This is a genomic window from Streptomyces sp. S4.7, assembly GCF_010384365.1.
Lineage (GTDB): Bacteria > Actinomycetota > Actinomycetes > Streptomycetales > Streptomycetaceae > Streptomyces.
This window is the reverse complement of the sequence record NZ_CP048397.1, coordinates 4637674-4650679: the sequence shown is the minus strand read 5'-3', so window position 1 is coordinate 4650679 and position 13006 is coordinate 4637674. Positions and strand designations below refer to the sequence as shown.

The window sequence follows — 13006 nt, the reverse complement described above, 5'->3', positions numbered from 1 at the left end:
GCGGGACCCCGGCACGGGCGCCGCCCGACGGGCCGCGTCAGCGTGACGCGGCCCGTTCCAATTGGTCCAGCGTCGCCGCCACCGCCGGGACCCGCGCCAGATCGGGCAGGGTGAGCGCGACGACCTCGCGCCGTACGGCGGGCTCGACGGTGACCGTCCGGGCGCCCTTCGGCAGCACCGACTCCAGGGCCAGCTCCGGCAGGAAGGCGACCCCGAGTCCCGCCCCGACGAGGCCGATCACGGCCGGGTAGTCGTCCGTCGCGAAATCGATGCGCGGGGTGAAGCCCGCCTTCTCGCAGGCATCCACCAGTTGGTGACGGCAGCGCGGACAGCCCGCGATCCACGCCTCGTCGGCGAGGTCACCGATCGCGACGGAGCCGGTCCCGGCCAGCCGGTGCCCCGCGGGGAGCAGTCCCACCAGCCGGTCGGTGAGCAGCGGCCGTACGACCAGGTCGTCCCACTCCTCGGCGCCCCCGGTGGAGTCGTAGCGGAAGGCGAGCGCCATGTCGCAGTCGCCGTCGCGCAGCATCTCGACGGAGCGGGGCGGTTCGGCGTCGACGAGCGAGACGCGGATGCCCGGGTGGGCGGCGCGCAGGGCGGCCAGCGCGGTGGGGACGAGGGTGGAGCTGCCGCTGGGGAACGAGACCAGCCGCACCCGCCCGGCGCGCAGGCCCGCGATGGCCGCGACCTCCTCCTCGGCGGCGGTGAGCCCCGACAGGATGCCTGTCGCGTGGCGTACGAGCGCTTCGCCGGCCTGGGTGAGGCGCATCGTGCGGCCGGTTCTGATCAGCAGGGTCGTACCGACCGACCCTTCGAGGACCTTCATCTGCTGGCTGACGGCCGGCTGGGTGCACCCCAGCTCGCGGGCGGCGGCGGAGAACGAGCCGGTGGCGGCGACGGCGCGCAGGACACGGAGGTGACGGGCTTCGATCACTCCCCAAATATAAGGGAGACTTGGAGATATCAGGTAATTTGGGGTGGAGCATTTGAGAGGCGCGGCGCGGGGGCGGGGAGTTAGCGTGCCGGTCATGAAGCTTCTGACCGTGAATGTGGGGCGGCCCAGGGCCGTCGGGTACACGGACGCGCCGGGCGGCGCGACCGGCATCGACAAGCGGCCGGTGGACGGCCCGGTCGCGGTGCGCGATCCCGGCCGGAAGGGCACCGGCGCCAGCGGGGTCGTCGGGGACACGGTGTGCGATCTGCGCCATCACGGCGGCAGCGACCAGGCGGTGTACGCCTACGCGCGGGAGGATCTCGACTTCTGGGAGCGGGAGTTGGGGCGTCCGCTGGCCAACGGCTCCTTCGGCGAGAACCTCACGACGTCGGGGATCGATCTGAACGGGACGAAGATCGGGGAGCGTTGGCGGGTCGGCCCGGACCTGGTGCTGGAGGCGACGAGCGGCCGGATCCCGTGCCGTACGTTCGGGGGCTTCCTCGGTGAGAAGGGCTGGGTCAGACGCTTCACCCGGCAGGGCGTCACCGGCGCGTACTTCCGGGTCGTCGTGCCCGGCGAGATCCGCGCGGGCGACGCGATCGAGATCGTGCACCGGCCGGACCACGACGTGACGGTGGCGCTCGCCTTCCGGGCGGCGACGACCGAGCGCGAACTGCTGCCGCGGGTGCTGGCCGCCGGAGAGGCCCTGCACACCGAGGAGTTGAGGATCGCGCGGGAGTACGTGGCCAAGTACGGCGACGCCCGCGTCGGCGCGGACACCGCCGACGTCGGCCAGGGCCTGTCTGCGAAGTAGCGCAGTCCGCCCGCAGGGCGGGACCCGCGGCCGGGCGGGACTTCGCAGACAGGCCCTGGGGCGGATCCCCGGAAACGGGACCGTACCGGCAACTCCCCTGCGGTCGGCGTGCGATGCGGTACGTGCTTCCGATGCTCGGACGGTCGCTCGCACCGGTCCTGCGACCGTCTAACGTGCGCCCTATGACGACTGCTTTGATTACGGGCGCGACAGCGGGGATCGGCGCCGCCTTCGCCCGGCGGCTCGCCGCGGGCGGTACTTCCCAGTCCGGCGGGGTGGGAAGCGGCCACAACCTGGTACTTGTCGCCCGCGACACCGAGCGCCTGCGGCGCCAGGCCACCGAACTCCACGATCTGCACGGCATCGAGGCGGAGGTGCTGACCGCCGACCTCGCCACGGACAAGGGGATCGAGGCGGTCGAGAAGCGTCTCGGCGACCGCAAGCACCCCATCGATCTGCTGGTCAACAACGCGGGTTTCGGGAACAAGGGCCGGTTCCTCGACGTCTCGATGGCCGACGAGCTGACCATGCTGAAGGTGCACTGCGAGGCGGTGCTGCGGCTGACGTCGGCCGCCGTGACCGGGATGAAGGAGCGCGGGCGCGGTGGTGTGGTGAACGTGTCGTCGGTGGCCGCGTTCGTACCGCGCGGGACCTACGGCGCGTCGAAGGCGTGGGTCGTGCAGTTCACCCAGGGGGCCGCACGGGATCTGACGGGGACCGGGGTGCGGCTGATGGCGCTCTGCCCCGGCTTCACACGGACGGAGTTCCACGACCGGGCCGGGATGGGGACGGACAACATCCCCAACTGGATGTGGCTGGACGCAGACAAGCTGGTGACCGCCGCGCTGTCCGACCTGACGCGCGGCAAGACGGTGTCCGTGCCCGATCCGCGCTACAAGGCGCTGATGAGCGCGGTCAAGCTCACGCCGCGCGGGCTGCTCGGCGGGCTCACGTCGAAGACGGGGCGGAAGTACGGCCCGCAGTAGCCGGGCGGGAGCTCCGCTCCTGCCACCCTCGGGGCGTGCAGCGTCGAATAGCGTCACCCGTGACGCGTGACACGACCTGTGCGGACGACCCACGAGGAGACCGACTTCCACCATGCACGACGCCACTGACAATCGGCCGTCCGCGCTGCTCTCGATGAGTCCGGGCATCGCGGAACGGCTGTTCTCCCCCGCTCGTCTCACCCGGCTGACCGCTCTCGTACGGACCGATCCGGACCTCGTCGCGCACACCCTGACCGGTCCCGGTCTCGACCCCGCCGTCGCCGCCGCGCTCGCGGACGCCGAACTGCTGATCACCTGCTGGGGCGCGCCCCCGCTCACCGCGGAGGTGCTGGCCGCCGCGCCCCGGTTGCGCGCGGTGGTGCACGCCGCGGGCACCGTCAAGCACCATGTCACGGACGCCTGTTGGGAACGGGGCATCACGGTCGCCTCGGCGGCGGCGGCCAACGCCCACCCCGTCGCGGAGTACACGCTGGCCGCGATCCTCTTCGCGGGCAAGGGAGTCCTCGGCTCGGCGCACCGCTACCGGGAACTGCGCGGGGCGCACGACTGGCACCGGGAGCTGGGCGGGGCGGGCAACTACCGCCGTACGGTCGGCATCGTCGGCGCGTCCCGGATCGGGCGCCGGGTGATCGAACTGCTGCGGCCGTTCGACCTCGACGTGCTGCTGTACGACCCGTACGTGTCCGCCGACGGGGCGGCGGCGCTCGGCGTCGAACCGGTGCCGCTGATTGAGCTGTGCGCACGGGCCCACGTGGTGTCCGTCCACGCGCCGCAGGTCCCGGCCACCCGCCATATGATCGGCGCCGCGCAGCTCGCGGCGATGCCGGACGGGGCGACGCTCATCAACACCGCGCGCGGCTCGCTGATCGACGAGGACGCGCTGCTGCCGCATCTGGTCTCCGGCCGGCTGAACGCGGTGCTGGATGTGACGGACCCCGAACTGCCGCCGCCCGCCTCGCCGTTGTACGACCTGCCGAACGTGCTGCTGACACCGCACGTCGCGGGCTCGCTGGGCGGTGAGATCCACCGGATGACGGATCAGGCGCTGGACGAGGTGGAGCGGTACGTGAAGGGGCTGCCGTTCGAGGATCCCGTACACCCGTCGTCGCTGCCGCACTCGGCGTAGCGGGAAGGCGGCCTCCCGGGGCGGAACGCGCCGAGGCCCGGCTCCCCCGAAGGGGCGCCGGGCCTCGGTCGCGTACCGCGTGCGTGCCCTGCCGGTGACCGGTGAAGGTCAGTGGCTGTGGCCGTGGCCGCCGTGACCGGCGTCGGCCTCTTCCTCGGCCGGCTTCTCGACGACCAGGGTCTCGGTCGTGAGGAGCAGCGCGGCGATGGAAGCGGCGTTCTCCAGCGCGGAGCGGGTGACCTTGACCGGGTCGATGACGCCGGCCTTCACCAGGTCGACGTACTCGCCGGTCGAGGCGTTGAAGCCGTGACCCTTGTCGAGTTCGGCGACCTTCGCGGTGATGACGTAGCCCTCGAGGCCGGCGTTCTCGGCGATCCAGCGCAGCGGCTCGACCACGGCGCGGCGGACGACCGCGACACCGGTGGCCTCGTCGCCCGACTTGCCCAGGCCGTCCTCCAGCACCTTGGCGGCGTGCACCAGGGCGGAGCCACCACCGGAGACGATGCCCTCCTCGACCGCGGCGCGGGTCGCGGAGATGGCGTCCTCCAGACGGTGCTTCTTCTCCTTGAGCTCCACCTCGGTGGCGGCGCCGACCTTGATCACGCACACGCCGCCGGCCAGCTTCGCGAGGCGCTCCTGGAGCTTCTCGCGGTCCCAGTCGGAGTCCGTGGACTCGATCTCGGCCTTGATCTGGTTGACACGGCCCGTGACCTCGGTGCTGTCGCCACCGCCGTCGACGATGGTCGTGTCGTCCTTGGAGACGGTGACGCGGCGGGCGGAGCCCAGTACGTCGAGACCGGCCTGGTCGAGCTTGAGGCCGACCTCCTCGGCGATGACGGTCGCGCCCGTGAGGGTGGCGATGTCGCCGAGCATGGCCTTGCGGCGGTCACCGAAGCCGGGGGCCTTCACGGCGACGGCGTTGAACGTGCCGCGGATCTTGTTGACGACGAGCGTGGAGAGCGCCTCGCCCTCGACGTCCTCGGCGATGATCAGCAGCGGCCGGGAGCCGCCCGCCTGGATGACCTTCTCCAGCAGCGGGAGCAGGTCCTGGATGGAGCCGATCTTGCCCTGGTTGATCAGGATGTACGGGTCGTCGAGGACGGCCTCCATACGCTCCTGGTCGGTCACCATGTACGGCGAGAGGTAGCCCTTGTCGAAGGCCATGCCCTCGGTGAACTCCAGCTCCAGGCCGAAGGTGTTGGACTCCTCGACGGTGATGACACCGTCCTTGCCGACCTTGTCCATCGCCTCGGCGATGAGCTCGCCGACCTGCGAGTCCTGGGCGGAGAGCCCGGCGACGGCGGCGATGTCGGACTTGTCGTCGATCGGGCGGGCCGTGTCCAGGAGCTCCTTGGAGACGGCGGCGACGGCTGCGTCGATGCCCTTCTTCAGGGCGGCCGGGGAGGCGCCGGCGGCGACGTTGCGCAGGCCCTCGCGGACCAGCGCCTGGGCCAGCACGGTGGCGGTGGTGGTGCCGTCACCCGCGATGTCGTTGGTCTTGGTCGCCACCTCCTTCACGAGCTGGGCGCCGAGGTTCTCGTACGGGTCGTCGAGCTCGACCTCGCGGGCGATCGTGACGCCGTCGTTGGTGATGGTGGGGGCGCCGAACTTCTTGTCGATGACGACGTTGCGGCCCTTGGGGCCGATCGTCACCTTCACCGTGTCGGCAAGCTTGTTGACGCCGCGCTCAAGGGCGCGACGGGCGTCCTCGTCGAACTTCAGGATCTTCGCCATGGGAGCTTTCTCTTGTCCTCTCGAACGAACAACGAACTACGCCCCGGACCGCCCGGCGATGCGGGGGCCAGGGGCGCAGTTTCACAGCGGGACTGTGAGGATTACTTCTCGATGATCGCGAGCACGTCGCGAGCCGAGAGGACGAGGTACTCCTCGCCGCTGTACTTCACCTCAGTGCCGCCGTACTTGCTGTACAGAACGACGTCGCCGACGGAAACGTCGAGCGGAAGCCGCTCGCCGTTCTCGAAGCGACCCGGACCGACGGCCAGGACGACGCCCTCCTGGGGCTTCTCCTTGGCAGTGTCCGGAATAACCAGGCCAGAGGCCGTGGTCTGCTCTGCGTCGAGCGGCTGGACCACAATGCGGTCCTCGAGCGGCTTGATGGCAACCTTGGTGCTGGCGGTCGTCACGATCCGACCTCCCCCTTCGGAGATCTCACGGGGTTAACTGTCTGGGTCGCGTGACCGGGCTCGATCCGTCGTCGCGGGTGCCGGACCTGTCCTGTCACGCACTTGGCACTCTCCAGTGGGGAGTGCCAGACATGACACTATGGCCGCGATTAGCACTCGGTCAAGCTGAGTGCCAGTCGAGGCCCGGCGGCGGCGCGATCGGGTGGCCGCTTCCTACGCGATCGGGTGACCGTTTCTAGACGTAGTCCTCCAGCTTCGCGACCGCGTAACCCTTGTCCGTGACCGTCTTCATGACGTGCCGGATCATGTCGGGCATCGAGCCCTTCCACTCGTCCTTGCCGCGGAAATGTGTGAGAACGATGTCGCCGGGGTGCAGGTCCCGGTCCCGTTCGCGCCACTCCATGTGGTCGGGGAACGCCTCGGACGACCACAGCGGCACCGCCTTGACGCCGCAGGACTTGGCGGCGCGGAGGGTGCCGGCGTTGTAGTTGCCGTACGGCGGCCGGAACAGCTCGGGCCGCTTTCCGTACCGCTTCTTGATCTTCTCCTGCTGCCCGCAGATCTCCCGCTTCTGCTTCTCGTAGGAGAGTCCGGGGAGGTAGGGGTGGGTGAGGGTGTGGTTGTGCAGGGAGACACCGCGGGCCTGCATCTTCTTGAAGTAGGCGTAGTCGTCGTTGATGACGTAGTCACTGAGGAAGGCGCTGTACGGGATCTTCAACTCGGTCATCATGCGCAGCAGTTCGGGGTCCTTCTCCGCGCCGTCGTCGATCGTCAGGAAGACGACCTTCTGTTTCGTCGGGACGCTGGTGAAGACCGGCGGGAGGGTCGCGCCGCCCGTGACCTCGAAGCCCTTGCGCGTGGTGATCCTCGGCTTCACCGCGGGCGGTGGGGGCGCGGCGAGCGGGGTCTTGGCGAGTTTCCACTTCCTGGCGGCCACGGCACGGCGCGCCTGGGCCTTGGCGACGGCGGCCTCGGCCTTCTTCGCGGCGTCGGCCTTCTTCGCGTCGGCCTTCTTCGCGTCCGCCTTCTTCGCGGCGTCCGCCTTCTTCGCGGCGTCGGGGCCCGCCCGGCCCGGCGTCGCGGTGGCGGATTCGACGGGTCCGCCGCCTCCGCCACCGCCGTCCCCGCTCCGACCGCCGCGGTCTCCGCCGCCCCGGTCACCGGACTCTCCCGCGCATGCGGAGCCGAGCGCGGCGATCAGGAGCACGGCGACGACCGGGCGCGCCCGTCTGCCGGGGTGACCTTTTCGCCGCTCTGCGACCTTTTCTTCGTTTTGTCGTACTAGTTGCATGGCGCCGCATCCTGTCAGCGCGAGCTCCACGCGCCCGGCCGACACCGCCGGTGAGCGCCGACGGTCCCCCGCCTGGCCCACAATGGCCCGGTGACCGACCGCACCGACCGCACCCCCTCCCCCGCACCGTCGCCCGCCCCGCTGCTCTCCGAGGAGGGCCAGGCCCTGCTCGCCGCCCTCCGCGACCACGACCCGGCGCAGGAGCTGGCCCTGGCGACCCGGCTGCGCCGCGACCACCCCGCCGAACTGGTCTCCGCGGCCCTCGCGCAGGCCCGGCTGCGACAGCGGGCGGTCGCCAAGTTCGGCGAACGGGACGCGTACCGCATGTACTTCACGCCGCACGGCGTCGAGCAGGCCACCCGCACCTCGGTCGCCGCCCACCGGGCCGGCCGGTTCCGGGACATCGGCCTCCGGGGCGGCGGCCCGGCGCGGATCACCGACCTGTGCTGCGGCGTCGGCGGCGACGCCATCGAGCTGGCCCGCGCGGGGTTCGCCGTGACAGCGGTCGACCGTGACCCCGTGACCTGCGAGATCGCCGCGCTCAACGTCCGCACGCTGGCACCGGACGCCCCGCCCGCGACAGTCGTACGCGCGGACGTCACGACATACGACCTGGCCGCCGCGCCGGCCCCCGACGCCCTCTTCATCGACCCGGCCAGACGCGGCGGCCGGGGGCGGATCTTCGATCCGGAGGCGTACTCGCCGCCGCTGTCCTGGGCGGTCGAGGCAGTACGCACGGTCGGCGCCGGCGGCATCAAGATCGCGCCCGGCATCCCGCACGAGCTGGTCCCCGACGACTTCGAGGCCGAGTGGATCTCCGACAGCGGCGATGTCAAGGAGGCGGTGCTCTGGCACCACGCGACCGGTCCCGGACCGGGTCCGGGGTCCGGCGCGGGTGCGATCACGCCCGGCGCCCGGCGCGCCACGCTTCTCCCCGCCGGCCTCACCCTGACCGGCCGCGGACTGCCCGACCCACCGGTCAGAGAGGTCGGCCGCTATCTGTACGAGCCGGACGGCGCCGTCATCCGCGCCCATCTGGTCGCCGAGGTCGCCGACGAGCTGGACGGCGGGCTGATCGACGAGACCATCGCGTACATCACGGCGGACGGACGGCGTCCGACGCCGTACGCGACGGCGTACGAGATCACCGACGAGCTGCCCTTCAACCTCAAGCGGCTCAAGGCCCTGCTCCGTGAGCGCGGCGTCGGCATCCTCACGGTCAAGAAGCGCGGCTCGCCCGTCGAACCGGAGGAGCTGCGGCGGCGGATGAAGCTCCAGGGGCGGGAATCGGCCACGGTCTTCCTGACCCGGGTCGTGGGCGCGCCCACGATGCTGCTCGGCCGTCCGGCCTGAGCCACCCCGATCCCGGCCATTGCTCGCGAATCACCCTGCCACGGTGCGTATTTGGGACGATTTTGGGTCCTGGACCCCTGCCTTCTGGCGTGTTCCCGTCATAAGCTCCGCCGTCGGGGCGGTTTGACGCGTACCGCCGGAACGCCGCGTGTCGCGAGGGTGGTTGGGGCGAGAGATGGCTTCTTACGGGGGTTCACCGGCATACGACGGCGCATGGACGCCGCCCGATCCCTCCGGGCGGCGTGAGATGCCTCAACTGCTCCTTGTCGCCCGGTGGTTGGTTTACACACTCTTCGGCTTCACCGTGCTGGGCGGAATCGGCCTGCTCCTCTCGGCCGCCGCGGCGGACGCGGTGGACGCCGAACTCATCGGTCTGACCGTGTGGGCGGCGGCGCCCGGCACCGTGGGATGGCTGCTGTCCCGGCGGCTGTGGACCGGCGGTGTGCGGGAGTGGCGGGCCCTGATCGCCGTACAGGCGTGGCTGGTTCTGGGCGGCATCTCCAACATCACCGAGGGCTCCTTCCAGGGCTTCACCCAACTCGTGCTGCCGGTGCTGATCCTGGTCTTTCTGTGGCACCCCGGAAGCCGGGAGTGGCTGCGGCTCGAACCCGAACGGCGGGCGGAGCACCGGTCGTTCTCGTTGGCCCGGTTCATCAGGTGGCGGAGCGACGGGGGCCAGACGGCGCTCGAATACCTCGGGCTGTTCGTCCTCGTGGCCGCGATCATCGTCGGGCTCACCGCGAGCGGCGTCGGCGGGCAGATGTCCGACGGCCTCCGGTCCGCGGTCTGTTCGATCACCGGCGCGGCGTGCCCGGCCGGCGACGGCGACTCCGTCGAGGCGGGCGACGGCCGGGACGGCGCCGACGGCAGCCCGGCCGACCCTGGCGATCCCGGGGACCCCGGCGGTTCGCGGAACGACAACGGCGGCACCGTCCCCGTCGGCGTCGAGACCGACGAGGACCGCAACGAGGCCGCGGCCGACGAGCCCGGCTGGGAGGGCGACGAGGCCGCGGCCGGCAACGGCGACGACGGCGGGGAGAAGGCCGAGGACTGCGGAGGCTGGGGCTTCTTCTCCTGCGCCGCCGACCGTGGCGGCCAGGTCGTCAAGGGCCTGTTCGTGGACGGCGTCTGGGGAGACGTCACGGGCGTCTGGGACCTCGTCACCGACCCGGGAGGCACCTGGGACGGCCTCAAGGAGTACGGCAGCAGCCTGGGCGACAAATGGTCAGAGGACTCCAAGGACGCCGGTGACAAGTGGGCGAAGGGCGACCACCTCGACGCCCTGACCGACTGGGGCGGCGCGTCCGTCAACACGGTCGTCACGGCGGGCGACGACATGTTCGTCGGCGACGAGGTCCGCGACCGGTGGAACAACGGCGAGAAGACCCGGGCGGTCACCGACGTCGTGTGGAACGTCGGGTCGATCTTCATCCCCGGCTACAACGCGGCGAAGGTCGGCGGGAAGCTCGGGAAGGTCGGCAAGCTGGGCAAGCTCGGGAAACTGGGCAGGTCGGCCGACAAGGCTCGCGAGGCCGCCGACCGCGCCCGCAAGGCCGCGGAGAAGGGCGACGTCAAGGCCGCCGACGACGCGGCGAAGGAGGCGCAGAAGCACGCCGACGACGCCGAGAAGGAGCTGGCGGAGAAGGGCTGTCTGATCAGCTCCGGCCCGATCGGCGGCCGGCTCCCGGGCGGACCGGGCGGCACCGGCGGCCCGGCCGCCCAGCGGCCCTCGCTCACCGGCGGCGTCAACGCGGCCGGACGGACCCTGGCGGTCTACCGGGCGGGCGGCGTACCCGTACTCCTGCCGTTCGAGAAGAAGTGCGACGGCGCGAGCCAGGAGGAGATCGACGCCGCCGAGCAGGCGAAGAAGGACGCCGCCGACGCGCAGGCGGCCAAGCGGGAAGCCGGCCAGAAGGCGGTCGCCAAGTGGAAGAAGCCGTCCTGGTACGGCGATCTGAAGAATCCGCGCAAGGGATCCAAGGACCTCGGCGACGGCAAGTGGAAGACGAAGAAGTCGGTCGCGTACGGCCCCGCGATGGAGCGCTGGATGCGGTTCCAGGAGCAGGTCTCCGGGGTGAAGCGCGGCAAGGAGTACGCGGTGAAGGACCCGGACACCGGCCGCGACGTCGACTTCGACGGCTGGGACTCCGCGGGGCAGAAGTACAAGGAGGCGAAGTTCGGGTACGGGGGCAAGGTCCGTCCGGATGGCACCCTGGAACCCGCACAGGCCACCAAGTGGGTCGAACAGGCGCGGCGCCAGGTGCGGGTGGCGAACGGCAAGCCGGTCGAGTGGAACCTCTCCAACAAGCAGGCCGCCGACGCCGCGCAGAAGGCGTTCGACGATGCTGGGGTGGACGTGGATGTCGTACACACGCCCTGGAAGCCGTAGCGGTGTGTTCGCGGCGGCCGGAAGCGGTGAGAAACGACAGACGCAGGCACCATCGGAGTCTCGGGAGTGAGTGACGGGCATGGCGAGCGAAACCATCGTGAAGGCGTCCTGGGGCCCCAGGCCCGAGTCCTGCGAGGAGTTGGCCGGCCGCTGGCTGGACCTGCTGGGGAGGCTGACCGAGCTGTCGGCCGGTGAACTGGCGCACTGGCGGTGGGACACCGACGGCGCGGCGCCGGGCGAGGCCGTGCCACCGGACATCGGCGCCTTCGCGGCGGCGCTGGACGCGGCGAACCCGCACGACGACGCGGACATCATCGGCCGCACGGCCGTGGTCGTGGCCCGGCGGCAGGACGGCGGGTACGCGCAGCTCAAGGTGGGGGCGGGCGGTACGGACGGCTACACCCCGTTCAACGCGACGCTGCTGCTCTTCCCCGGCTCCCCGGACGCCGCCGCGCCGCTCGCGGACCGGCTCCCGCAGGCGCTGGCCGCCGTGGCCGGGGTCTGGGACGCCGACACGGGCAGCGCCCACGACCGCGAGCTGTTCGCCGCGCTGAAGTCCGCCTACGGCCTGCGGGCCTCGCACCCGCGCGCCGGCTGGTCCGTCTTCCTGTCGGCGAACCGGGCCGCGCGGGTGCCCGCGGACTTCGCGGCGCCACGCCTGGAGGCCGGACCGGGCGGAGTCGTACTGAATGTCGGCGCCACCACGGACGCGGTGCTCGCGGCGCATAAGGCGCTGGCCGACGCGGGGGCGCTGGCCCCGCCGGCCACCCCGGCCGACCGGCCGAAGCTGTGACCTCCGGGGCCGCGGGGGCTCCGGGAGTTTCTGGGACCGCTTCGGGAGCTTCGGCGGGATCGGGACGCGACGCGCTCGAATTCAAGGCGGCGGTCGGCGCGCGGACCGCCGCCGTCGAGCGCCTCGCCACCGCCCCGTACGCCCCGCCCTGGCCGGACGGCGTGGACCCGGCCCGGTCCGCGTCGGGAGCGGACTTCGCGATCGTGGCGCTGCGGGTCAGCGCGGATTTCTACGAGGACGAGGACCACGGGATCCACGACGCGGTCCTCGACGAGTACGGGACCGAACTGTGGGGCGTCGTCCACGCCCTCGACGCCCGCTGGGGCGCGCACCGGACCGTGGAGCTGACGGAGTACGCCGACCGGTATCTGGCCGACGAACCGGTGCCGCCGTTCTACGCGTCCCTGTGCGAGCTGGGCTACTTCGGCGACCTGGAGACATGGCGGGTGGGCGGACGGCTGGTCGCCGTGGGGGTGGGGCAGCCGGACGCGGAGGAGCCCGTGGTGCTCTTCGGGGCGGTCAGCGGCGCGCCGGATCCGGGCCGGGCCCACTGAGGCCGAGGACGGCCCGGCGGAACCCCCCTGCGGCGCCGTCCGGTGTCAGTCCCCGTCCTTCTCCATCCGCGGCCCGCCGGACTTCGGTTCCGTCGGCTGCTCCGTGGCCTCCGTCGGCTCTGTGGACGCCTTCCTCAGCTCCGTCGCCTTCCTCAGCTCCGTCGGCTTCTTCGGCTCGGTGGCCTTGAGCTGGGTGTCCAGGATCGCCGTGTCCAGGTCGGTGATGTCGTCCGCGTAGATCCGCGAGAGCGGTTGCGGGCCGATGTACTGCTGGCAGTTGCACTGCGCCGACTCGTACCGCTTCGGTTTCTTGTTCTCGTCCCAGGCCGTCGCCACTTCGACCCGCTCGTGGCACTTGCCCTGCTTGTCGTGCTTGGCGAGATGGTGCGTACACCCGCAGACGGGCTCCGGCGGCTTGTGTGACTCCTCAAGGGCGAGCCGGCCGCCCTCGACGAGCTTGAGACGCTCCACCCTTCGCTCGTGCCGGGTGCGCAGCGCGCTCCGGCCCGTATCGGCGACCCAGCTGAAGCCACCGACCATGAAGAAGACGAATATCCACCACAGCCAGTTCATCCGCCGCCCCTTCACCCCATGAAATGGC

General features: G+C 71.4%; 11 protein-coding genes and 1 pseudogene. 7 read left to right on the top strand and 5 right to left on the bottom strand.

Translation table 11 applies throughout. The features are described from left to right. Positions 1-37: 37 nt before the first annotated feature. Complete coding sequence (locus tag SSPS47_RS20940; protein ID WP_164252390.1) at positions 38-934, bottom strand: LysR family transcriptional regulator; 897 nt, start codon at positions 932-934, stop codon at positions 38-40. A 94-nt stretch (positions 935-1028) separates the two neighbouring features. Here SSPS47_RS20940 and SSPS47_RS20935 point away from each other — a divergent pair, with 94 nt between their 5' ends. The 3 genes from SSPS47_RS20935 (at position 1029) to SSPS47_RS20925 (ending at position 3881) form a co-directional block, all read left to right on the top strand. Next, positions 1029-1748 (top strand): MOSC domain-containing protein, encoded by a 720-nt coding sequence (locus SSPS47_RS20935; RefSeq protein ID WP_164252388.1) that lies wholly within the window; start codon positions 1029-1031, stop codon positions 1746-1748. A gap of 182 nt (positions 1749-1930) precedes the next feature. Further along, on the top strand, positions 1931-2734 hold the full coding sequence (locus tag SSPS47_RS20930) for an SDR family oxidoreductase (protein WP_164252386.1): 804 nt from the start codon (positions 1931-1933) through the stop codon (positions 2732-2734). A gap of 112 nt (positions 2735-2846) precedes the next feature. After that, entirely contained in the window at positions 2847-3881 is a 1035-nt protein-coding gene (locus SSPS47_RS20925) for a hydroxyacid dehydrogenase (protein WP_164252384.1), read from the top strand. Between the two features lie 108 nt (positions 3882-3989). On the opposite strand, the gene groL is transcribed toward SSPS47_RS20925, so the two are convergent. The 3 genes from groL to SSPS47_RS20910 form a co-directional block, all read right to left on the bottom strand. Beyond that, positions 3990-5615 (bottom strand): chaperonin GroEL, encoded by a 1626-nt coding sequence (gene groL / locus SSPS47_RS20920; protein ID WP_147874306.1) that lies wholly within the window; start codon positions 5613-5615, stop codon positions 3990-3992. Between the two features lie 101 nt (positions 5616-5716). Beyond that, a complete protein-coding gene (gene groES / locus SSPS47_RS20915; protein ID WP_023539274.1) occupies positions 5717-6025 on the bottom strand; it encodes a co-chaperone GroES in 309 nt (102 codons plus the stop codon). Positions 6026-6260: 235 nt separating this feature from the next. Continuing rightward, a complete protein-coding gene (locus SSPS47_RS20910; RefSeq protein ID WP_164252382.1) occupies positions 6261-7316 on the bottom strand; it encodes a polysaccharide deacetylase family protein in 1056 nt (351 codons plus the stop codon). A 90-nt stretch (positions 7317-7406) separates the two neighbouring features. Here SSPS47_RS20910 and SSPS47_RS20905 point away from each other — a divergent pair, with 90 nt between their 5' ends. The 4 genes from SSPS47_RS20905 (at position 7407) to SSPS47_RS20890 (ending at position 12405) form a co-directional block, all read left to right on the top strand. After that, positions 7407-8669, top strand: coding sequence for a class I SAM-dependent methyltransferase (locus SSPS47_RS20905; protein ID WP_239064997.1), 1263 nt, complete (start codon positions 7407-7409; stop codon positions 8667-8669). A gap of 277 nt (positions 8670-8946) precedes the next feature. Next, positions 8947-11058, top strand: coding sequence for a Tox-REase-5 domain-containing protein (locus tag SSPS47_RS20900; RefSeq protein WP_239064996.1), 2112 nt, complete (start codon positions 8947-8949; stop codon positions 11056-11058). A 79-nt stretch (positions 11059-11137) separates the two neighbouring features. Further along, entirely contained in the window at positions 11138-11851 is a 714-nt protein-coding gene (locus SSPS47_RS20895; RefSeq protein WP_164252378.1) for a hypothetical protein, read from the top strand. Then, positions 11848-12405, top strand: a complete 558-nt coding sequence (locus tag SSPS47_RS20890; RefSeq protein WP_203557891.1) for a hypothetical protein — start codon at positions 11848-11850, stop codon at positions 12403-12405. Before SSPS47_RS20895 ends, SSPS47_RS20890 begins: the two co-directional genes overlap by 4 nt. Before the next feature lie 216 nt (positions 12406-12621). On the opposite strand, the pseudogene SSPS47_RS20885 reads toward SSPS47_RS20890, so the two are convergent. Continuing rightward, positions 12622-12978 (bottom strand): annotated as a pseudogene (locus tag SSPS47_RS20885) (hypothetical protein); the annotation flags it as partial. Positions 12979-13006 lie beyond the last annotated feature (28 nt).